Raw genomic sequence first — 21,580 nt, 5'->3', positions numbered from 1 at the left:
TTGTGATCCGGTTTCAGCAGGTAAGTAAAGCTTATCGGGGCGGACGTCAGGCCCTGCAAAAGGTCGATTTTCATCTACAGCCCGCAGAGATGGCGTTTTTGACCGGGCATTCCGGTGCAGGTAAGAGTACCCTGCTGAAACTGATTTGCGCCATTGAACGGCCGAGTGATGGCAAAATTATGTTTAACGGGCACGACATTACGCGGCTCGATAACAAGCAAATCCCGTTTTTGCGCCGCAATATCGGGATCATTTTCCAGGATCACAAACTGCTGATGGACCGCAGTATTTACGACAATGTCGCGATGCCGCTGCGGGTAGAGGAGGTCAGTGAAAATGATATCAAGCGTCGGGTTTCTGCCGCGCTGGATAAAGTCGGCTTGCTGGACAAGGCACGCTGTCTGCCGGTTCAGCTCTCCGGGGGGGAGCAACAGCGGGTGGGCATCGCCCGGGCGATTGTGAACAAACCGCTGATGCTGCTGGCCGATGAGCCAACCGGTAACCTTGATGCTGCGTTGTCACAACAAATCATGAACTTGTTTGAAGAATTCAACCGGGTCGGTGTGACGGTACTGATGGCAACCCACGATACTTCGCTGCTGTCGACCCGCAACTATCGCCGCCTGGATTTGTATCAGGGACAGCTGAGGGAGATTCCGTATGGCGCGTAATACCACCGGTTTTTTTGCTGTCCACAAGCAGCAATGTAAGCAGGCACTTACTGATATGATGCGTCGCCCGTTGGGGAACTTCCTGACCCTGGCTGTGTTGGCTTTCGCCTTGACGCTGCCAACCACGTTTTACCTGTTCGCCAAGAATCTGGTATTGGTGGGTCAGGCATGGCAAAACCCGACGCAGCTCACCCTGTATCTGTCGCCGGCCAGCAAAGGCACAGCGGCGGAAAATTTGCGGGATGAACTGGCAAAGTGGCCGGAAATCGCTTCCGTAGACTATATTTCTCCCCAGCAAGGGATGGAAGAGTTTCGCCAGCAGGCTGGCTTTGAACAGGCACTGAGTCTGCTCGATGATAACCCACTACCTGGGGTGCTGGTGGTGGAGCCGGGGGCGCAGTGGCAACAGCCAGAACAGGCGACGCAGCTGGCTTCCCGTCTGCGGTCGCAGGCCATGATCGATGAAGTGCGACTGGACAGTGACTGGTTACAGCGGCTGGTGGCTATCAAGCAGTTAGTGGTGACTCTGGCGATGGTGATCTCCGGTCTGATGTTGATGGCTGTGTTCCTGATTGTCGGCAACACGCTGCGGCTGCAGGTGCTGAACCAGCGCGATGAAGTGCAAGTCATGAAACTGGTTGGGGCGACCGACAGCTTTATTTTACGGCCGTTTCTCTATACCGGGGTCTGGTACGGAGTGATTGGCGGCGCGGTAGCGTGCCTGCTGACATTGGTGATTACCCTGCTGCTGGATTCGGCGGTCACCTCGCTCGCGGGGCTATACGACAGTCGCTTTCGTCTGGTCGGCCTGGGCTGGGATGAAAGTCTGATTCTGCTGATGCTGGCAGCGTTCCTTGGCCTGCTGGCTGCCCGCTTGTCGGCCGCGCGGCACCTGAAAGAAATTGAACCTGTCTGACATTTTTCGGTCTATAAACTGGGTTAATTGGGCTGCTGACTTGCAATAGTGATCAATTTCTGGGCATTATTGCGTGTTAAAGCTATTTCTCATTGGTAACACACGAGGTTTATTGGATGACACAAGAGATGACATCAATGGCTCTGGTTTCTGCAGATAGTCTGGAAAGTTACGTCCAGAGCGTCAACAGCTATCCAATGCTGACGGCTGAGCAGGAGCGTGAGTTAGCTGAGCGTCTTCACTTTGATGGTGACCTTAACGCCGCGAAGGCGTTAGTTATGTCGCATCTGCGTTTTGTTGTTCATATTGCGCGTGGCTACTCAGGCTATGGCCTGCCAATGGCGGATCTGGTTCAGGAAGGCAACGTCGGCCTGATGAAGGCTGTAAAACGTTTCAACCCGGAAGTGGGTGTGCGTCTGGTGTCGTTTGCCGTGCACTGGATCAAAGCGGAAATCCACGAATATGTGCTGCGTAACTGGCGTATTGTTAAAGTCGCCACCACCAAGGCGCAGCGCAAGCTGTTCTTCAACCTGCGCAAGGCGAAAAAGCGCCTGGGCTGGTTCAATAATGAAGAAGTGAACATGGTTGCTGAGCAGCTGGGGGTTGACGCCAGCGAAGTTCGTGAGATGGAATCCCGCCTTGCCGCTCAGGATGCAGCGTTTGAAATGCCAACCGAAGATGACGATCGCGATACGGCCTACAGTGCGCCGGTTTACTACCTGGAAGACAAGTCTTCAGATCTGGCTCGCAGCTTTGAAGACAACAACTGGGAAGCGCATGCGAACAATCGTCTGTCGACGGCCCTGGCGAGCCTGGATGAGCGCAGCCAGCACATTGTCCGTGCCCGTTGGCTGGATGATAACAAAGCGACTCTGCAGGAACTGGCTGAGCATTACGGCGTTTCTGCCGAGCGGATCCGCCAGCTGGAAAAAAATGCGATGCGGAAACTGAAAGAAGCCGTGGGCGAATTTGCCTGAGGATCCGCAAAAAACTATCCACAAAATGTGAGTCACAAAAACCAGCCTCAGGCTGGTTTTTTTATGCCTGAAATCTGGAAGATAGGTCACAGAAAGCTTCCAGGCAGGAATAATTTTCACAAAGTTACCCACAGCTTTTGAGCGGATCCGATCTACATATAGTGGATCCTTTTTTGCCAAAACACATTATCAACGCTATTCACAGTTTTTTCCACAGCTGGTGGTAAAGTGTACGATAGCCGGGTGGGCGAAGTGAATGGGGTATCCTCAACCCTTGTGATTGCTGGGGTGGAGCACGGCGGATGCTCCGTAATTACCCTTATTTTTTCGATGGGGTTGTGAGTAACTTGGTGAGGTACAATAGCCGCAGCCGGGTGAGGGGGATGGCGGGATCCCAAACCGGACGATCATCACACTAATTGCGTGACGCGAAGATCCTGCCATCTGATCGTCAATGATAGAGAGACAGTGAACCTTATGGATCAGTTTGAACATATTTCAGTCGAGCAGGCTTTCGAGCTTCTGAATCAGTCTGACAGCAATGCCGTTCTGGTGGATATTCGTGATCCGCAGTCTTTTGCCCTGGCCCATCCGGAGGGCGCATTTCACCTGACAAATGATACAATGGTTGAGTTTATGAACCAGGTGGATGTTGAGCAGCCGGTGATTGTGATGTGCTACCACGGGATCAGTAGCCAGGGCGCTGCTCAGTACCTGATCCACCAGGGTTTTGACTGTGTGTACAGCCTCGACGGCGGTTTTGAAGCGTGGCGTCGCCAGTCATATCCGTGTGTGCAGACTGCGTAACGGCGTCATCCGGCCGGCGTAGTATCTGCCCGCGCCGGGGCTTGAACCGGCGCGCCAACTTTGGAGAGTGAGATGCATCGCTTAGCCGGAATCAACAATCCCCGCCAGGCTCAGGCCTTTATTGATTATATGGCCTCCCGCGGTATTACCCTGCTGCTGGCCCCCGAGCCGGAAGGGCAGTTTGCCATCTGGCTGGAAGACAGCCAGCATTTGGTTGAGGCAGAGGCCGAGCTGAATCTGTTTCTGGCCAATCCTTATGATAAAAAATACCTCGGTGCCTCCTGGGATGTTGCCGAAACGCGGACCGCGCGGTTTGATTACCGCAGTCCCAGCCTGGTAAAGCTGATCAAATCTCAGGCAGGGCCCTTTACGCTGACGGTGATGGTCGCTTCTATCGGGATTTATATTCTGTGGCTGCTGGGGATGCAGGCACCGCTGTTTTCGCTGATGCATTTCCCGCTGATGCAGGGCGATGAGTGGCAGGTATGGCGCTTTTTCTCCCATGCCCTGATTCATTTTTCCATCCTGCACATTGTGTTTAACTGCCTGTGGTGGTGGATTCTCGGCGGCCAGCTGGAACTGCACAGCGGCAGCAGTAAGCTGATTCAGATTTTCCTGATTTCGGCCTTGGTTTCCGGTTTTGCCCAGTTCTGGTTTCATGGTCCGAATTTCGGCGGGCTGTCCGGGGTGGTGTATGCCCTGATGGGTTACCTGTGGTGGCTGGGCTGGCTGGCACCGGAGCGGGGATTATCGATGCCGCGCTCTTACGTCACTTTCATGCTGGTGTGGCTGGTGCTGGGCTTTGCCGATATGTTCGGCATGTCCATTGCCAATATGGCTCACCTGTTCGGCTTGTTCAGTGGCTGTGCGTTGGCCCTGTTTGATGCCAAGCTGGGGCGCTCGCACGCGCAGTAGCCCCGGATTTTTGCCCCGTCCCAACTAAGGTGAACACCGTCGGTGTTCACCTTTTTTGTTGAAAGCGCAATCAGTGTCATAAAGCGAGAAGAAAATGCTCGTTTTGGTCGGATGTCACGAAGAATAAACCCTCGTATTTGATTTCATTCACATTTTACAACCTTCATTAGAGCAATAATTTGCCTGATTTGAGCGTTATTGAGTATTTTCGCTCACCTTTGTACTCGTTTGTACCCATACCATCGCTAAAACAAGACAATAAGGATCAATTTATGTTTGGGATTTTTAAACCGGCTTTGCATCAGGCGCGATTGCCTGACGCTCAGGTCGACCCCGTATACAAACGCATGCGCTGGCAGCTGTTTGCCGGGATTTTCATTGGTTACGCCGGCTATTACCTTGTCCGCAAAAATTTCAGCCTGGCCATGCCGTACCTGATTGAAGAATATGGCTACAGCCGTGGTGACCTGGGTGTTGCTCTGGCGGCGGTATCTATTGCTTACGGTCTGTCAAAATTCCTGATGGGTAACGTTTCTGACCGTTCGAATCCGCGTTACTTCCTGGCGGCGGGTTTGACGATGTCAGCCATTGTCATGCTGTGCTTTGGCTTTATGCCTTGGGCGACCGGCAGTATCGCGGCGATGTTTATCCTGTTGTTCCTTAACGGTTGGTTCCAGGGGATGGGTTGGCCGGCCTGTGGGCGGACGATGGTGCACTGGTGGTCGCGCAAAGAGCGGGGCGAAATCGTATCGGTCTGGAACGTGGCTCACAACGTGGGTGGTGGCCTGATCGGTCCGATGTTCCTGCTGGGCCTGTGGGCGTTCAACGATGACTGGAGATCGGCGTTTTACGTACCGGCCTTTTTCGCCTTGCTGGTGGCGGCTTTCTCACTGTTGGTAATGCGTGATACGCCGCAATCATGTGGTCTGCCGGCGATCGAAGAGTACAAGAATGATTATCCGGACTCGTACGACGTTTCTCACGAAAAAGAGATGACGGCCAAAGAGATCTTCTTCAAATACGTCTTCAATAACAAACTGCTGTGGTTCATCGCAGTGGCAAACGCCTTCGTTTACCTGATCCGCTACGGCGTGCTGGACTGGGCACCGGTCTACCTCAACGAAGTGAAGCACTTCACCGTGGATAAGTCTTCTTGGGCTTACTTCCTGTATGAGTGGGCGGGTATCCCGGGTACGCTGCTGTGTGGCTGGATGTCGGATAAATTCTTCAAAGGCCGTCGTGCCCCTGCCGGTATCCTGTTCATGGCGCTGGTGACCGTTGCGGTACTGGTGTACTGGTTCAACCCGGCGGGTAACCCGGCGGTTGATATGGCAGCGCTGGTGGCAATCGGCTTCCTGATTTACGGTCCGGTTATGCTGATTGGTCTGTACGCTCTAGAACTGGCTCCGAAGAAAGCGGCAGGTACAGCAGCAGGTCTGACTGGTCTGTTCGGTTATCTGGGTGGAGCCGTCGCGGCGAACGCGATTCTGGGCTACACCGTAGACCACTTCGGCTGGGATGGCGGCTTCATCGTACTGACCGCTTCTTGTGGCCTGTCTATTTTCTTCCTGACCTTGGCGCTGATTGGCGAAAGCCGTCTGCACCGTGAGCGTCTGGCAGAGCAAAACGCGTGATTGCGATCGCCATCATTGGCATCTTGATGGCACCCTAGGTAATATGGCAAGGCTCCGCAGTCGCGGGGCCTTGTTTTTTTCCACGCTGAACAGCATAGCGCCCGACCGGAGTGAGATTCTGTTTGGTAAAAGGAGCCGCGTCAGCAGTGAAGCAAAGCAAACGTCATCAGGAAATCATCGATCTTGTGAAAAACCAGGGCTACGTCAGTACCGACGACCTGGTTGAGAGATTCAGTGTCAGCCCACAGACTATCCGTCGGGATCTGAACGAGCTGGCTGCCGAAAATAAAATCCGTCGTCACCACGGTGGCGCCACCATCCCTTCCAGTTCGGTGAACACCTCCTACAGCACACGTAAAGTGATGCAGTTGAATGAAAAAGACAATATCGCTCAGGCGATGGTCCAGCATATTCCGGACGGAGCGACCCTGTTTATTGATATCGGAACCACGCCGGAAGCGGTGGCACGGGCCTTGTTGAACCACAATGATCTGCGGGTTGTGACCAACAACCTGAACGTGGCCAGCATCCTGACCGGTAAAGATGACTTCCGGGTCATTCTGGCCGGCGGTGAAGTCCGTAACCGCGATGGCGGGATTGTCGGCGAAGCCACACTGGATTTCATTTCCCAGTTCCGTCTTGATTTCGGCATCCTGGGGATCAGCGGCATCGACTTTGACGGTTCGCTGCTTGATTTTGATTACCACGAAGTGCGCGTTAAGCAGGCGATCATTGAGAACAGCCGCTGCGTCATGCTGGGGGCGGACCACACGAAATTTGGCCGCAACGCCATGGTTAACCTGGGCGATATCAGTCAGGTTGATATGCTGTTTACCGATCAGCCGCCACCGGCAGATCTGGCGAAACGGTTAGAAGAGCATGAAATTCATGTCGAAGTCGTGAGCTGATTTTTTCGCTGACTGCGCAAAGGAAAACGGGCTGCCCATTGGCAGCCCGTTTTTTTTCGTAAAAATGCCGTCATGATCATGAATCTGTCATTTATCGAAAACAACAATGATGATCTCGGTCAAACGATCCGCTATTATGTTCGTTATCGAACATTAACGCGCGAATTTGAACTTTTCAGTATTCGGATTGCTCTCCCTAGAGGTGGTGACATGGCAGCAACAACAGAAGTAATGGACCTGATCGTCGTGGGTGGCGGCATTAACGGGGCCGGTATCGCCGCAGATGCGGCAGGACGTGGCCTGAATGTCGGGTTGTATGAAGCGCAGGATTTTGCGTCGGCAACCTCGTCTGCCAGTTCAAAGCTGATCCACGGCGGCCTGCGCTACCTGGAGCATTACGAGTTTCGTCTGGTCGGCGAAGCACTGGCCGAGCGTGAAGTGCTGCTGCGAAAAATTCCGCACATTGCCCGTCCGATGCGCTTTCGCCTGCCACACCGCCCGCATCTGCGCCCGGCGTGGATGATTCGTGCCGGCCTGTTTCTGTATGACCATCTGGGCAAACGTACCACGCTGCCGGCCAGCTGCGGCCTGAAGTTCGGTGCCGAATCTGTTCTGGTACCGGAAATTACTAAAGGCTTTGAGTATTCTGACTGCTGGGTGGACGATGCGCGTCTGGTAATCCTCAATGCGATGGAAGTGGCTGAGCGCGGCGGGGAAGTCCGTAACCGCTGTAAAGTCGAAAAAGCCGTGCGTGAAGACAATATCTGGCGGGTGACCATTCGTGATCAGGTGAGTGGCGATACGTTCGAACGTTGTGCCCGCGCCTTGGTAAACGCTGCAGGCCCTTGGGTGAAAACCTTCTATGATCAGAGCCTGGAAGCGCGTTCACCACGTAATATCCGCCTGATTAAGGGATCGCACATTGTGGTTCCGCGCGTGCATCAGCAGGAGCAGGCTTACATCCTGCAAAACGAAGATAACCGGATTGTGTTTGTGATCCCTTATCTGGACCGTTTCTCTATCATCGGCACCACCGATGTAGAGTACAACGGCGATCCGCGAGAGGTGGCCATTGATGACAACGAAATCGGCTATCTGCTGAACGTGTATAACAACCACTTCAAACACAAGCTGAATCGTGACGACGTGGTCTGGACCTACAGCGGCGTCCGTCCGTTGTGTGATGATGAATCTGACTCTCCGCAGGCGATCACCCGCGACTATACGCTGGAGTTGGAGCAAGAAGGGAACGAAGCGCCGCTGCTGTCTATTTTCGGTGGCAAGCTGACGACGTACCGTAAGCTGGCAGAGTCGGCGATGGTGAAACTGGCACCGTTCTTCCCGCAAATGGGTCAGCCCTGGACGGCATCAGCCTGCCTGCCGGGTGGCGAAGCCGGGTTTGACGGCGTGGCACGGGCTCAGGCTCTGCGTCAGCAGTACCCATGGTTGTCGGCACTGGCGGCAACCCGTCTGGTGACCAATTATGGTACCCGCGTGGTTCATATCTTTGAGGGCGTAAGCAGCGAAGCCGAGATGGGACAGCATTTTGGTGAAGGATTCTACGCCCGTGAGCTGGACTACCTGATGCGCAGTGAATTCGTCCAGCACGCTGAAGATGCCCTGTGGCGACGCAGCAAGCTGGGCCTGTACCTCAGCAGCGAGCAGCAACAGGCTGTGGCGGATTACATCGCCAGCCATGCGGCAGCCAAAGCGGCCTAACCGCGGTTGATATCAGGACGGATGGGCTCAGAGCCAGATTCGTCCCCGAGTAAAAAAGGCGCCTCAGGCGCCTTTTTGTTTGTCGTCATTGGTCTTTGAATCAGCGATCAGCTGCCGATTCCACTGGCCGACATTACTGGTACAGGTACTTGGTAAACAGTAGTTCCGTCAACAGTTTCTTGTTGGTTTCCATGATCAGCAGCTCATTGACGCGGTTCAGGCATGCTTGGCGAATTGCCTCTCGTCCGGCCAGCGATTTGATTTTGGCCTCCGGCTGCTGGCCGATAATGCTGATAATGGCATCGCGAATCAGCGGGGCGTGATGCTCCACTTCTTTAATATTGGCCGGATCGGCCACCATCAAATCCACCTGCAAGCGCAGATAGCCAATCTTTTTTCCCTGGGTGACGTAATTGGTCGTAATGTCCGGTTCCAGGGTGTAATAGGAATATTGCGGGGTAATCTCAGCCGCTTCCTCAGCGAAGGCCGAGGGCATAAACAGCGGGGAAGTCAGCAGGAGCAGGCATCCGGCGCAAAGGGTTTTTAGTTTTGATGACATGGCGTTATCGCTATTTTCAGGCGTTGGTTTGGGATCTTTCGATCGTAACGATATTCGTACCGGTTACAGCTTGCTACAATAGTGTTTCTTCATGGTAATCAATTAACCTGGAACTACCAAGCCCCGCACGGGAAGATTGGCTGGTTTTTATTGGAAAAATGTCGCAATTCAAGCAGTTGTATAAACCCTTACTGGCCAGCGCCCGGTGGCTGGCACCGGCAGACGCCAACATTGAGGGCACTGAGTTTGGGCATTGGCTGCTGGAGCCGGACTCATTGTCGCGGCGTTTCGAGCGCCATTGTGAGCAGTTTACGGTGTCGCTGGTGGAGCAGGCACCGATCGGTCGTGAACAGTTAACCCCCGACGAGTGTGCGCTGGTTGGCGATAAGGCTTGCCTGGTACGTAAGGTTGTCCTTAAAGGGGACGGTGTTCCGTGGGTGTTTGCCCGTACCTTGATCCCGGAATCCACTTTGACCGGGCAAGAGCAAGATTTAGCGCAGTTGGGTGAAATGCCACTCGGTTTTCGGGTGTTCACCGATCAAAGCGCCCGCAGAGATGCCCTGGAAGTGGCAAATGTGGGGACGGAGGCTGAGCCTATCTGGGCTCGTCGTTCTCGACTCTGGATCAACGATAAACCGCTATTGGTCGCGGAGCTGTTTTTGCAGGAAGCACCGATTTATAAGGAGACCGTACCGTGGAAATGACCAAAGCCAGAGCCTATTGGCAGTTGGCGCGTTTTGACCGTCCGATTGGTAGCCTATTGCTGCTGTGGCCGACGCTCTGGGCCCTGTTTCTGGCCGCTGACGGCATGCCGAATTTGCATGTGACGCTGGTGTTTGTGCTGGGCGTGATTTTTATGCGCGCGGCCGGTTGTGTCATTAACGATTATGCCGATCGTAATTTTGATGGTCATGTCAAACGCACGGCGCAACGCCCGTTGCCGTCCGGCGCGCTGTCGGAGCGCGAGGCGCTGGGGCTGTTTGGTCTGCTGGTGCTGGTTTCTTTTCTGCTGGTGCTGACCATGAATTCCCTGACCATTATGTTGTCGGTGGTGGGGCTGTTGCTGGCGGCGGCTTATCCGTTTATGAAGCGCTATACCCATTTGCCGCAGCTGGTGCTGGGAATGGCGTTCGGCTGGTCAATTCCGATGGCGTATGCGGCGCAGTCTGGTGAATTGACACCGCTGGCCTGGGTGCTGTTTGTCGCCAATATTCTCTGGACGATTGCGTACGATACCCAGTATGCGATGGTTGACCGGGATGACGATCTGAACATTGGGATCAAGTCGACGGCGATCCTGTTTGGCCGGTTCGACAAAATGATTATCGGTGTGCTGCAGCTAGGCACTTTGCTGCTGTTGATCGCGGTGGGTGTCATGCAGAACCTGTCGCAGAGCTATTACTGGTTCCTGCTGCTGGCCTCGGCCCTGTTTGTGTACCAGCAAATGCTGATCCGTGAGCGTGAGCGTGAACCGTGTTTCAAAGCGTTCCTGAACAACAACTATGTCGGCATGCTCATCTGGCTCGGCATCGTGATCAGTGTCTGCCTGTAACGCAGCGGCTATAACAACACATCAGTAAGCGCCTTCGGGCGCTTTTTTTGTCTGCGGCAAATGCAGCCAGCCTGGGCGGTTAAAAACGGTCGGGTGAGGAGTGCTCTTTTTCTGTGCCACCGGTCGTAACGGGCACGCTGAAAAAACCAACGCTTGTGGTATCCGCAAGCTTTAGGGCAGCCATAGGCCAATTGCCCGTAAACCTGTGCATGGGATCTCTTCGGGAGATAATCGACCTGTTTACATACATCAGTATGTACACTTAACCAATTGAAATTAAATGTGAATTAGAGAACGTGATCAGCTCGGCAAGCTTTTGGGATATGGGAGCCTAAAAGCTGTACAGTCGTTCAGTTCAGCTGAGTAGATGATTCGGTGTGCGGACGATGAGATCGGTATGGCGATGGCTCAAGTTAAATGAAGGCCATATGGCAGGGGCTTGAATAAACAAAGGCTGCCGAAGCAGCCCTTTCATTTTAATGTGACGTTCTACGTATAGGTCTGGATGGCGCGATGTCCGGTACCGAACATCGCGGTCATTGGCTTAGAGTGTCAGCAGGTTCAGGCACCAGGAGCGGCTTCTTCGATGTCGATACGCTCTTCGCGGTTCATCACGGCCTGAATGGTCAGCTTCACTTCCGGTGACACCAGATTGGTCAGCAGACCGGCGAGCTGGTCAACCGGCTGACTTACCACATGGCAGTCTTCGTTGAGGTAGCCTTCCGCACGCAGGGTTTTAACCAGGGTCGAGAATACCCCTTTGTCGAAAAATTCCGGTGCATTGATACCGTGCAGACGGCTCAGGCGCTGTGCCATCATCTGACTTTGTTGTTCCAGATCGCTCTTCATCAGTTCCGGCTCTGAATTCAGCAGCGTCAGGGCGATGGCATAGCGCTGCAGGGTTTCAGAGATGGTACGGGCCAGCAGATGCAGCGGGCCGATCCGGCTGTTATTGAGGGTAATGACCTCACCGTCACGCAGGATCAGGCGCTGGCGAGCCAGCTCATCCAGCAGTGATTCCACCACGGTTGCCAGCTCTTCCTGCTGATAGCGCAGGAACAATTCGGCTTTCAGGAACGGATACAGTTGCTCAACCTGAGCCAGAATCTCGCGGGTGGTCAGGCGCCCGTGATAAATCACGATATTGGCGATCAGCGACGGCATCGCAAACAGGTGAATGATATTGTTGCGGTAATAGGTCATCAGGATCGCCTGCGGGCGGTCCAGAGACACCATTTCACCCAGGCTGTCGCGTTCGACCACGAATTTGTCCATTTCCATGGCGTGTTTCACCATGGCCTTGGCATCTTCATCCGGAACGGTGAACTGCTCGGAATACGGCACATTGCGCAGCAACTGCAGGTAGCAGTCGATCTGCTGCTCCAGATCTTCGCGGCTCAGGGCGCGCTGACGGGAAGCCAGCAGAGCTACGCCGCAAAGGGTCAGGGCATTGGTGGCTGCCGCATCGTTGATGTGCGTCATCATCTTCACCGCCAGATCGTTCACCACCGGGTTCAGCCATTGCGGGCGCTGTGGTTCAATCGGATCGATACTCTTGTGCCAGTCCGGGACGTGCTCGTTCAGGTAGTGGTTCAGCGGAATCGGCTCACCAAAGTTCACGTAGCCCTGGCCCAGATTACGCAGTTTACGCAGCGTACGCAGAACCTGGCCGACGTTTTCTTTCTCTTTGCGCTTGCCACGTAGCTCTTTGGCGTAAGTGGCCACTTCCATGACGTGTTCATAACCGATGTAGACCGGCACCAGTGTGACTGGGCGATTGAGACCGCGCAGCATGGCCTGAATGGTCATTGACAACATACCGGTTTTGGCCGGCAGCAGTCGGCCAGTTCGGGAACGACCGCCTTCGCTGAAGTATTCAACCGAGTACCCTTTGGCAAACAGCTCAGCCAGATACTCACGGAAGACCGTGGAGTACAGGCGATTTCCCTTGAAGCTGCGGCGGATGAAAAATGCGCCGCCGCGACGGAAAATCGGGCCTGCCGGGAAGAAATTCAGGTTAATCCCGGCGGCAATGTGCGGTGGTACCAGGCCTTCCTGATACAGCACGTAAGACAGCAGCAGGTAGTCCATGTGGCTGCGGTGACACGGTACATAAACGATCTCATGGCCGTCCTGCGCCAGTTTACGTACTTGCTTGGCATTGTGGACGTTCAGGCCCTGGTAGAGGCGGTTCCACAGCCAGCCGAGGAAACGGTCGCCGCGTTTGATCAGGGAATAAGAGAAATCCGCCGCAATCTCTTCCATCATGTCGATGGCTTCCTTGTGCACTTTCTCAATTGGTACATCCCGGCTGGCGGCTTCTTCGGCGACTACTTTTTCAATCGCTTTGGAGGCCAGCAGACGTTTGAACAGCGCCTGACGATCCGGCAGTTTCGGCCCCGAGGCGGCCAGTTGCTGGCGGGAGAAATGGATACGCGCGACCCGCGCCAGCTTGTTGGCGATAGAATCGTCGGTGCCGTGGTTGTCTGCCATGTAACGCAGCGAAACCGGCGGGCTCAGGCGCACCATACAGTCGCGGCCATGCCCCAGCACGGTAAAGAATTTTTCCGGCCCGTTAAGCGGACGCAGAATCGGCTTCTGGTTATCCTCTTTACCCGGTTTCCGGCCCCACAGGATAGACGCCGGCACGACCTGAATGTCGAGCTCGCTGTCCTGTTTATGCTGTTCCAGCAGTGCGGTGAACTGTTCCAGCGATTCCTGAGGCAATTCGCTGTTCGAGCCAAAGACACTCGGGGCGTCAGAAATATAGACATAACGACTGAACTGTTTACCGGCAATGTCCAGCGGTTCAAGCGGATCCGGGAGCCCCAGCTCCAGTGTGCTGCGGCGCAGGGTCATTAAATCGGTGTTGGAACGGAACGGCAGGATGTAGACAATCGGACGTTCCGGGTCGAGCTCCAGATCCGCCACCGGATTGGATGGAATAGAGTGGGTTTTAACCAGCAGAGAAAGCGGCAAATCCAGTATCTTTTGGTAGATTTTCTGCCAACTTGACATATCTTCTTACTCGTCTCGAATTCTTAATGCGCCGCAAGGATAGCAGAAAAAGAGCCGCTAATAGCAGCGAAATAGCACATACTTGCGGTTAAATGACATTTTTATTGTATTTTTAACCGCTTACTTGTTTCAATTTTCCTATCTTTAATTCCGGACATTTCGTACGGCCGAGCTTTTCATCCAAGTGTAGGTGAGGGGGTGGGACGGGGCTGGCGTTTTCTCGCCATAATTGCTGTTTTCATAAACAATTACCTTTTCAAGCGTGTTAACACTGGATATACTCACAGTGAACTGTATAAAAAGACAGGGTGAATGATGAAGCCGTTAACGCCGCGCCAACAAGAAGTCTTTGATTTGATCAAAGCAAAAATTGAAGATACTGGAATGCCGCCTACACGCGCTGAAATAGCCCGTGAGCTAGGCTTCCGCTCGGCTAATGCTGCCGAGGAACACCTTAAAGCTCTGGCCCGCAAGCAGGTCATTGAGATCATTCCCGGTGCCTCCCGCGGGATCCGTCTGATACAGCATGAATCTGGTCAGCAGGAGCAGGGTTTGCCCCTGATTGGCCAAGTGGCCGCCGGTGAACCGATCCTGGCTCAGGAGCATGTCGAAACCCATTACGATGTGGATCCATCGTTGTTCAAACCGCGTGCAGACTTTCTGCTGCGTGTGAACGGGATGAGTATGAAAGACATCGGCATTATGGACGGTGACCTGTTGGCGGTGCATAAAACCCAGGATGTCCGCGACGGTCAGGTCGTAGTAGCCCGCGTTGATGATGACGTCACCGTGAAACGCCTGGAACGCAAAGGCTCGCAAGTGCTGCTGCATGCTGAAAACGAAGAGTTTGCGCCTATCGTGGTAGATTTGAGCAACCAGCACCTGACGATTGAAGGTCTGGCAGTCGGCGTGATTCGCAGCAGCGACTGGATGTAAATTTTCCGGCTTTTCTTACCGTATAAATTTACACCAAAAAGCTTTACAAGTGTTAATGATAGTCATTATCATCTGTTCATGTTATGAAGGAGATGATAATGACCAATTCTGCCCGTTACGACATCCCGCCTGATCTGCTGCAGCCTCTTTGGCTTCGTAGTCGTGAAAGCATGGCAGATGATTGTCTGCTTTATGATCCCATGGCGGCTGTTGCCTGCAGCCAGTGCCATCTCAAACCGGACTGCCTGACCGGTAATGTGTCAGAACAACAGCTGCTTCATGCCAGTCTTGCGCTGCAGTGTGACCGGCAGGTTCAGCATTTCTTGCGCCGCCACCCGAACGGCACCATCATTAATATCGCCGGGGGGCTGGATACCCGATTCTACCGCATTGATAACGGCCGTTGTCGTTGGTTTGATGTCGATGCCAATGAGCATCTGTTGTGGCGCCAGCGCCTGTTTCACCGCAGCGAGCGCTACCGCATGTTACCTGGCTCTATTCAGGATCTCAGTTGGTTGCATTCGCTGCCGCCGCTGATGTCAACCCCGGTTATGCTGCTGTGTGACCAGGCGTTATTGCAGTGTACCGCCGCTGAACTTTCCCGTTTCCTGCAGTCTCTGGCCTGCCATTTTGGTCGGGCGGAGCTGTGTCTGGTCATGGCCGGGGATCGCTGCCACTGGCCGGTAGCCAAAAAAATGGGCGTGGCCCAACCTTATCGGCATGGCTTTCGCAATGCCCTGAGGCAGGTGCTGCAATGGCTGCCGTGGGCCGAACCGGTCGGGCAGTACAGCCCACTGGATAATGCCTGTTCGCGTTGGAGCCACTGGCAACGCTGGCTGGCGAGAACGCCGGGTATGAAATTCAGAATTGTGCCTGTTCTGGTACATATCCGCCTATAAGCCCTCCTAATCGCCGCATTTGGCCACACCTTCATCAATAGTGCTCCGTCGCGCTTATTCCGGCGGGCGACAGATTTTTCCTATCATTTTATTGCGCATTTTTCCTGATCCTGTCCTAAGTTAATTGTAAACAAACTGTTAACTCTTTTATTGCTCTTGAGCCTGCCTGGTTGTTCAGGTGGGCCTGTTACCGAATCATTTTCGTATTGCCATCCGGTGCAGAGTCCGCCCCGGTGTTGTGGCGAGCGGGATTAGGAAGGAGGGAACCGGGTGATGATTCGCCATCTGATGTGCTGTCTGAGTGTTTTGCTGGCTGTGCCGGTACACGCTGATACCCAACCCATGCGCCTGAACATGACACCGGGGGTTACCGAGGTCAGTCAGCGGGTGTTCGATCTCCATATGACCATTTTTTACATCTGCGTTGCCATCGGTTTGGTGGTATTTGGCGTGATGTTCTGGTCTATCATCCATCACCGCCGGTCGAAAGGGGCGCAGGCGGCTTCGTTCCATGAAAGTACCAAGGTCGAAATCGTCTGGACGGTGATCCCGTTCATCATCCTTATCATCATGGCCATTCCGGCTACCCGAACTCTGCTGGCGATGGAAGATACCTCGCAGCCGGATCTGACGGTGCAGATTACTGGCTCACAATGGAAATGGCATTACAGCTATTTCGACGAAGATGTCGGTTTTTATTCTCTTCTGGCCACGACATCGGCACAAATTGCTAACGAACGTGACAAGCGTGACAATTACCTGCTGGAAGTGGATCGACCGCTGATTCTGCCGATTGGCAAGAAAATCCGCTTTCTGATCACTTCCCAGGACGTCATCCATTCCTGGTGGGTGCCGGATTTTGCGGTCAAGAAAGATGCGAACCCCGGCTTTATCAATGAAGCCTGGACGCGCATTGATCAGCCGGGTATTTACCGCGGGCAGTGTGCGGAATTGTGCGGCAAAGATCATGGCTTCATGCCGATTGTGGTGATTGCCAAACCGCAGGATGAATTTGATGAGTGGCTGCAGGCCACCAAAGTTGCCCAGCAGCAGGCCCGCGAAGAAGAGCAGCGTCTGCTGGCGATGGAAATGGACATGGATGAGCTGATGACGCTCGGAGAGCAGGTTTACAACACCCGCTGCGCCATGTGTCACCAGGTGAATGGCCAGGGGCTGCCCGGCGCTTTCCCGGCGTTGGCCGGACAGGGGATCGCCGTGGACCCGTCAGCCAAGCTGGAACATATCAGCGTCGTGGTGCATGGGCGTCCCGGCACGGCCATGCAGGCATTCGGGCCGCAGCTCAGCCTGAAAGAGCTGGCTTCAGTCATTACCTACGAGCGTAATGCCTGGGGGAACAATACCGGGGATACGGTTCAGGCCGCCGAAGTGCAGGCTGTGATCGATGGCAAAGAGCTATAGGGGAGAGTGACGATGACGGACATGTTGCGCGAGCAAACCGGAGTCGAAAGTACCGCGACCGAGCATGAGCATCACGACCATCCTCAGTCCGGTCTGAAACGCTGGCTGCTGACCACGAACCATAAAGACATCGGCTCCCTCTACCTGATGTTCAGCTTTGCCATGTTCCTGATTGGCGGGGCAATGGCCATGGTGATCCGGGCGGAGCTGTTCCAGCCTGGCTTGCAGCTGGTGGAACCGAATTTTTTTAACCAGATGACGACCGTTCATGGCCTGATCATGGTTTTTGGTGCCGTCATGCCGGCATTTACCGGACTGGCAAACTGGATGATTCCCATGATGATCGGGGCGCCGGATATGGCCCTGCCACGGATGAATAACTGGAGTTTCTGGATTCTGCCGTTTGCCTTCACTCTGCTGCTGACGTCGCTGTTTATGGAAGGGGGCGGCCCGAACTTCGGCTGGACTTTTTATGCGCCGCTGTCGACCACGTTCAGTCCGGAAAGTACCGGTTTGTTCGTGTTTGCCATCCATATCATGGGGATCAGCTCCATCATGGGGGCAATCAACGTCATTGTCACCATCGTTAACCTGCGCGCGCCGGGCATGACCTACATGAAGATGCCGCTGTTTGTCTGGACCTGGCTGATCACCGCGTTTCTGCTGATTGCCGTGATGCCGGTATTGGCCGGGGCGGTCACCATGGTACTGACTGACAAGTACTTCGGCACCAGTTTCTTTGATGCGGCTGGCGGGGGCGATCCGGTGATGTTCCAGCACATTTTCTGGTTCTTCGGTCACCCTGAAGTGTACATCATGATTTTGCCGAGTTTCGGTATTATTTCGGCGATAGTCCCTGCCTTTTCCCGTAAGAAACTGTTTGGTTACAGTTCCATGGTTTACGCCACTGCGTCGATTGCCGGGCTCAGTTTTCTGGTCTGGGCGCACCATATGTTCACCACAGGGATGCCGGTCGCGGCGGAACTGTTCTTCATGTATTGCACCATGCTGATTTCGGTGCCGACCGGGGTCAAGGTCTTTAACTGGGTTGCCACCATGTGGCGCGGCTCGCTGAGTTTTGAAGTGCCGATGCTGTTTGCCATCGCCTTTATCGTGCTGTTTACCATCGGTGGCTTTTCCGGCCTGATGCTGGCGATCACCCCGGCGGACTTCCAGTACCACGATACCTATTTTGTGGTGGCGCATTTCCACTATGTGCTCGTGTCGGGCGCGATCTTCTCCATCATGGCGGCGGCGTACTACTGGCTCCCCAAATGGACCGGGCACATGTTCAACGAAAAACTCGCCAAGTGGCATTTCTGGTGCTCGGTGGTGTCGGTCAACATCCTGTTCTTCCCGATGCACTTTCTGGGGCTGGCTGGTATGCCGCGCCGGATCCCCGATTATGCCCTCCAGTTTGCGGATGTGAATGCCGTGGTCAGTATCGGTGGCTTTATGTTTGGCCTGTCGCAGCTGATATTCCTGGCGGTCGTGATTAAGTGCGTCCGCGGCGGAGAGAAAGCGGCAGCCAAACCGTGGGACGGGGCGGAAGGGCTGGAATGGACAGTGCCGTCACCGGCGCCGCACCACACCTTCTCGACGCCACCGCGTATCGATTAATCAGGCTGATGAAGGGGGCATGTCATGGCCAAGACACCGACACCCGAATCTGACAAATCTGGTGCGACCCAGCGTGATGTGAACAAGCCGGGCGCGAACAGACAGTTGGACCGTCAGAAACGCTCGTTCTGGTCTCTGGTCGCGATGGCAGTAGGCATGTTTGGTTTTGCCTTTGCACTGGTGCCACTTTACAACGTGTTCTGCGATATCACCGGCATCAACGGGAAAACCGCCGACACCCCGACAGCTGCCAGTGAACGGGTGGATACCAGCCGTCAGGTTACGGTGGAGTTTGTCGCGTATATCCATCCGGGGATGCGCTGGACATTCGAGCCGGAAGTCCGGCGGATGGTGGTCTATCCCGGCGAAACGCACACGGTGAGTTTCAAAGCCCATAACCTGACTGCGGTGGAAACCGTGGGGCAGGCCGTGCCGTCGGTCAGCCCGGGGCTGGGCGCACAGTACTTCAACAAAATTGAATGCTTCTGCTTTAACCGCCAGCCGCTCGGGGCAGGGGCAACAGCCAGCCTGCCACTGGTGTTTTATGTGGATCCGGCGTTGCCGGAGGACATTAACACCCTGACCCTGGCGTACACCCTGTTTAATGCTAAGCCGGAAGCGGCGGCCCAAACGCAATGAGGTGAAAGATGGCGAACCCTTACTCTGAGCATGAGCAGTCGGCAACCCCGGGGAGCGAACCCTATTACGTACCGGCTGCCAGCATCTGGCCGATTGTCGGGGCGGTGGCCCTGTTCCTGATTGCAATGGGGGCCGGGGCGACGGTCGGCGGTCTGTTCAACGGTCAGGGCCCCTGGATCCTGATGTCGGGCGTTGGGCTGCTGTTAATCATGCTGTTCGGCTGGTTCCGCGATGTGATTAGCGAATCCATGCGAGGGCTGTACAGCAGCCAGATGGACCGTTCGTTCCGCCAGGGCATGAGCTGGTTTATTTTCTCGGAAGTGATGTTCTTTGCGGCCTTCTTCGGGGCGCTGTTTTATGCCCGGATGATTGCTGTTCCCTGGCTCGGCGGGGCGGGGAACAACGCCATGACCCATGCGGTGCTGTGGCCGGATTTCATTGCCCAGTGGCCACTGCTGATGACCCCGGGCGGTACTGAAACCCAGGCAATGGGAGCATGGGGGCTGCCGCTGTATAACACCATGATCCTGCTGACCTCATCCGTGACGGTGCATATCGCGCACACGGCGCTGGAGCAGGATAACCGCCCGCGCCTGACGCTGTTTCTGTTGCTGACCGTTCTGCTGGGGGCACTGTTTGTTTACCTGCAGGGGGTCGAGTACGCCCATGCCTATGAAGAGATGAACCTGACGCTGGATGCCGGGGTGTATGGCAATACCTTCTTCCTGCTGACCGGGTTTCACGGCATGCACGTGACCCTCGGTACTCTCATTCTGTTCATTGTCTGGCTGCGTATCCTGCGGGGGCATTTTAGTGCGGAGCGGCATTTTGCGTTTCAGGCCGGTGCCTGGTACTGGCACTTTGTGGATGTGGTTTGGCTGTGCCTGTTTGTGTTTGTCTACATTCTCTGACCGAAGCGTGATATTGCTCAGTAAGGGCGGGGATTGGGGGTGATCACCCCGCTCGCCAGTGCCAGCAGCAGGAGCGCAAACAGGATCACTGACAGCAGAATGCGTCGGCCAAGGTAGCGGGACATCGGGTATGCCTGCTTACCTTTGAGCATCACAGGTAGTGCTCTGAACAAGTTGAAGATGATAAAAATCAGCAGGCAAACGATCAGGGCTTTCAGCAACATAGGCCACCTCGGCGGGATAGGGGTCAGTCATGCGAAGGATCGGGTTCATATTGTTTACTGTGGCGGTACTGGTGACGTTGGTCAAGTTGGGTTTGTGGCAAATGTCGCGGGCACAGGAAAAAGAGCAGCTGAACCATGTCCTCCAGTTTCGCAGTGAGCAGATGTATTACAGCATTGCTAGTCTGCCGGCAGACCCTCGCTGGTACAGCCTGACCCTGCGCGGCCAGTTTGATCACAGCCGGGCTGTGCTGCTGGATAATCAGATGTACAGAGGCCAGCCCGGCTATCACGTGCTGTATCCCTTTATGTCGGAAAACAGCTGGGTGATGGTCAATCTGGGCTGGATTGCTGCGCCGCCATATCGCGATCAGATCCCGGTGCTGCCGGAGCTGCATGGGGAAGTCCGGATCAGTGGCATTATCGCCCCGCCGTCAACGTTACTGGAGCTGGCGCCGGAGCAACTGGGGGAGGGGTTTCCCCTGCGGGTCCAGAATATCAACCTAGCAGCACTGAGAGAGCGGACGGGATTGCCGCTGCCGCCCTGGGTGTTACAGATTGATCCGGACAGTCCGGTGGCGCTGGAGCAGACCTGGATTCCGGTCGTGACCGGTCCGCAGAAGCATTATGCCTATGCCCTGCAATGGTTCCTGATGGCGCTGGCGGTATCCGGGCTGGCGGTGTGGTGGTTAAGACGGAGTAAGGTATGAGTAAACACGGAACGTTGTTGCTGCTCCTGGGGGTGTTTGTGTTGCCGGTGGGCATTGCCAAACTGGTGCTGGACATGGACTGGTATCACGGCGGGGTAACCAACCGGGGGGATTTGCTGGAACAGCCACTGACCTCGGACTGGCTTGGCGAGCGCCATCGCTGGCAGCTGATTTACCTGCTGCCGGACCACTGTGATGACTACTGTCAGGGGGCGTTGTTTAACCTGCGTCAGGTTCCTCAGGCGGTCGGAGCGGATCACTCCCGCCTCGACAGTGTGTTACTGGTGCAGGGCGATGGGCTTGCCGCTCAGCCAGCTGCTATTCGGGCGCAGGCGACGGGCGTGACAGCCCGTCAGGTGCCTGATTATATTGTCGCGAAGCTGAAAGCGCAGGCGCACGGAACCCGGGCGATCTATATCGCTGATCCCATGGGGAACGTCATGATGGCCTATCCGCTGGTCAAAGGACAAACCGCTGTGCTGGCGCAGGGAAAAGACGTCCTGCGCGATCTCAAGCGATTGCTCAAGCTCTCTAAAATCGGCTAAGGAG

At 54.9% G+C, this 21,580-nt stretch carries 21 protein-coding genes; 18 read left to right on the top strand and 3 right to left on the bottom strand.

The features are described 5' to 3' along the window. The first annotated feature begins 2 nt into the window (after nt 1–2). From ftsE to glpD, 8 genes are all read left to right on the top strand, one after another. The gene (gene ftsE, locus C9I92_RS20005) at nt 3–671 is read left to right on the top strand and encodes a cell division ATP-binding protein FtsE (RefSeq protein WP_047887269.1); all 669 of its coding nucleotides are present in this window, start codon (nt 3–5) and stop codon (nt 669–671) included. After that, nucleotides 661–1,587, top strand: a complete 927-nt coding sequence (gene ftsX / locus C9I92_RS20000) for a permease-like cell division protein FtsX (protein ID WP_047887268.1) — start codon at nt 661–663, stop codon at nt 1,585–1,587. The genes ftsE and ftsX overlap by 11 nt, the downstream gene beginning before the upstream one ends. Nucleotides 1,588–1,703: 116 nt before the next feature. Next, nucleotides 1,704–2,564, top strand: a complete 861-nt coding sequence (rpoH, locus tag C9I92_RS19995) for an RNA polymerase sigma factor RpoH (protein WP_047887267.1) — start codon at nt 1,704–1,706, stop codon at nt 2,562–2,564. Between the two features lie 477 nt (nt 2,565–3,041). Next, entirely contained in the window at nt 3,042–3,371 is a 330-nt protein-coding gene (gene glpE / locus C9I92_RS19990) for a thiosulfate sulfurtransferase GlpE (RefSeq protein WP_047887266.1), read from the top strand. 72 nt (nt 3,372–3,443) lie between these two features. Continuing rightward, nucleotides 3,444–4,286, top strand: a complete 843-nt coding sequence (gene glpG / locus C9I92_RS19985; protein WP_047887265.1) for a rhomboid family intramembrane serine protease GlpG — start codon at nt 3,444–3,446, stop codon at nt 4,284–4,286. 272 nt (nt 4,287–4,558) lie between these two features. Further along, nucleotides 4,559–5,920, top strand: coding sequence for a glycerol-3-phosphate transporter (glpT, locus tag C9I92_RS19980; RefSeq protein WP_047887264.1), 1,362 nt, complete (start codon nt 4,559–4,561; stop codon nt 5,918–5,920). 146 nt (nt 5,921–6,066) lie between these two features. Beyond that, complete coding sequence (locus tag C9I92_RS19975; protein ID WP_047887263.1) at nt 6,067–6,828, top strand: DeoR/GlpR family transcriptional regulator; 762 nt, start codon at nt 6,067–6,069, stop codon at nt 6,826–6,828. 210 nt (nt 6,829–7,038) lie between these two features. Continuing rightward, nucleotides 7,039–8,547, top strand: a complete 1,509-nt coding sequence (glpD, locus tag C9I92_RS19970) for a glycerol-3-phosphate dehydrogenase (protein WP_047887333.1) — start codon at nt 7,039–7,041, stop codon at nt 8,545–8,547. A 133-nt stretch (nt 8,548–8,680) separates the two neighbouring features. Here glpD and C9I92_RS19965 read toward each other — a convergent pair whose 3' ends face one another. Further along, nucleotides 8,681–9,106: a flagellar basal body-associated protein FliL gene (locus C9I92_RS19965; RefSeq protein WP_053061932.1), complete on the bottom strand. Its 426-nt coding sequence runs from the start codon at nt 9,104–9,106 to the stop codon at nt 8,681–8,683. A gap of 158 nt (nt 9,107–9,264) precedes the next feature. On the opposite strand from C9I92_RS19965, the gene C9I92_RS19960 reads away from it, so the two are divergent. Both C9I92_RS19960 and ubiA read left to right on the top strand, forming a co-directional pair. Continuing rightward, nucleotides 9,265–9,810, top strand: coding sequence for a chorismate--pyruvate lyase family protein (locus C9I92_RS19960; RefSeq protein ID WP_047887262.1), 546 nt, complete (start codon nt 9,265–9,267; stop codon nt 9,808–9,810). Further along, on the top strand, nt 9,807–10,658 hold the full coding sequence (ubiA, locus tag C9I92_RS19955; protein WP_084712686.1) for a 4-hydroxybenzoate octaprenyltransferase: 852 nt from the start codon (nt 9,807–9,809) through the stop codon (nt 10,656–10,658). The genes C9I92_RS19960 and ubiA overlap by 4 nt, the downstream gene beginning before the upstream one ends. A gap of 561 nt (nt 10,659–11,219) precedes the next feature. Here ubiA and plsB read toward each other — a convergent pair. Beyond that, nucleotides 11,220–13,676 (bottom strand): glycerol-3-phosphate 1-O-acyltransferase PlsB, encoded by a 2,457-nt coding sequence (gene plsB / locus C9I92_RS19950; RefSeq protein ID WP_047887260.1) that lies wholly within the window; start codon nt 13,674–13,676, stop codon nt 11,220–11,222. 315 nt (nt 13,677–13,991) lie between these two features. On the opposite strand from plsB, the gene lexA reads away from it, so the two are divergent. The 6 genes from lexA to C9I92_RS19920 all read left to right on the top strand — a co-directional run bounded on the left by lexA (nt 13,992) and on the right by C9I92_RS19920 (nt 20,100). After that, nucleotides 13,992–14,612, top strand: a complete 621-nt coding sequence (gene lexA / locus C9I92_RS19945; protein WP_047887331.1) for a transcriptional repressor LexA — start codon at nt 13,992–13,994, stop codon at nt 14,610–14,612. A gap of 98 nt (nt 14,613–14,710) precedes the next feature. After that, complete coding sequence (locus C9I92_RS19940; protein WP_047887259.1) at nt 14,711–15,511, top strand: class I SAM-dependent methyltransferase; 801 nt, start codon at nt 14,711–14,713, stop codon at nt 15,509–15,511. 273 nt (nt 15,512–15,784) lie between these two features. Continuing rightward, nucleotides 15,785–16,930, top strand: a complete 1,146-nt coding sequence (coxB, locus tag C9I92_RS19935) for a cytochrome c oxidase subunit II (protein ID WP_047887258.1) — start codon at nt 15,785–15,787, stop codon at nt 16,928–16,930. Between the two features lie 12 nt (nt 16,931–16,942). Then, nucleotides 16,943–18,550 carry a cytochrome c oxidase subunit I gene (gene ctaD, locus C9I92_RS19930; protein WP_047887257.1) on the top strand — a complete coding sequence of 536 codons (1,608 nt, stop codon included), beginning with the start codon at nt 16,943–16,945 and terminating at the stop codon, nt 18,548–18,550. A gap of 24 nt (nt 18,551–18,574) precedes the next feature. Beyond that, complete coding sequence (locus C9I92_RS19925; RefSeq protein ID WP_084712685.1) at nt 18,575–19,189, top strand: cytochrome c oxidase assembly protein; 615 nt, start codon at nt 18,575–18,577, stop codon at nt 19,187–19,189. Nucleotides 19,190–19,197: 8 nt separating this feature from the next. Beyond that, entirely contained in the window at nt 19,198–20,100 is a 903-nt protein-coding gene (locus C9I92_RS19920; protein ID WP_047887256.1) for a cytochrome c oxidase subunit 3, read from the top strand. 17 nt (nt 20,101–20,117) lie between these two features. Here C9I92_RS19920 and C9I92_RS19915 read toward each other — a convergent pair whose 3' ends face one another. Beyond that, nucleotides 20,118–20,324 carry a DUF2909 domain-containing protein gene (locus tag C9I92_RS19915; RefSeq protein WP_047887255.1) on the bottom strand — a complete coding sequence of 69 codons (207 nt, stop codon included), beginning with the start codon at nt 20,322–20,324 and terminating at the stop codon, nt 20,118–20,120. Nucleotides 20,325–20,353: 29 nt separating this feature from the next. Here C9I92_RS19915 and C9I92_RS19910 point away from each other — a divergent pair, with 29 nt between their 5' ends. Further along, nucleotides 20,354–21,031, top strand: a complete 678-nt coding sequence (locus tag C9I92_RS19910) for an SURF1 family protein (RefSeq protein WP_047887254.1) — start codon at nt 20,354–20,356, stop codon at nt 21,029–21,031. Beyond that, complete coding sequence (locus C9I92_RS19905; protein WP_047887253.1) at nt 21,028–21,576, top strand: hypothetical protein; 549 nt, start codon at nt 21,028–21,030, stop codon at nt 21,574–21,576. Before C9I92_RS19910 ends, C9I92_RS19905 begins: the two co-directional genes overlap by 4 nt. Nucleotides 21,577–21,580: the final 4 nt, after the last annotated feature.

It is taken from the genome of Photobacterium ganghwense (assembly GCF_003025595.1).
GTDB classification, from domain to species: Bacteria; Pseudomonadota; Gammaproteobacteria; order Enterobacterales; family Vibrionaceae; genus Photobacterium; species Photobacterium ganghwense.
The sequence above is the reverse complement of the archived record's forward strand: the minus strand, read 5'-3'. Positions and strand labels throughout refer to the sequence as shown.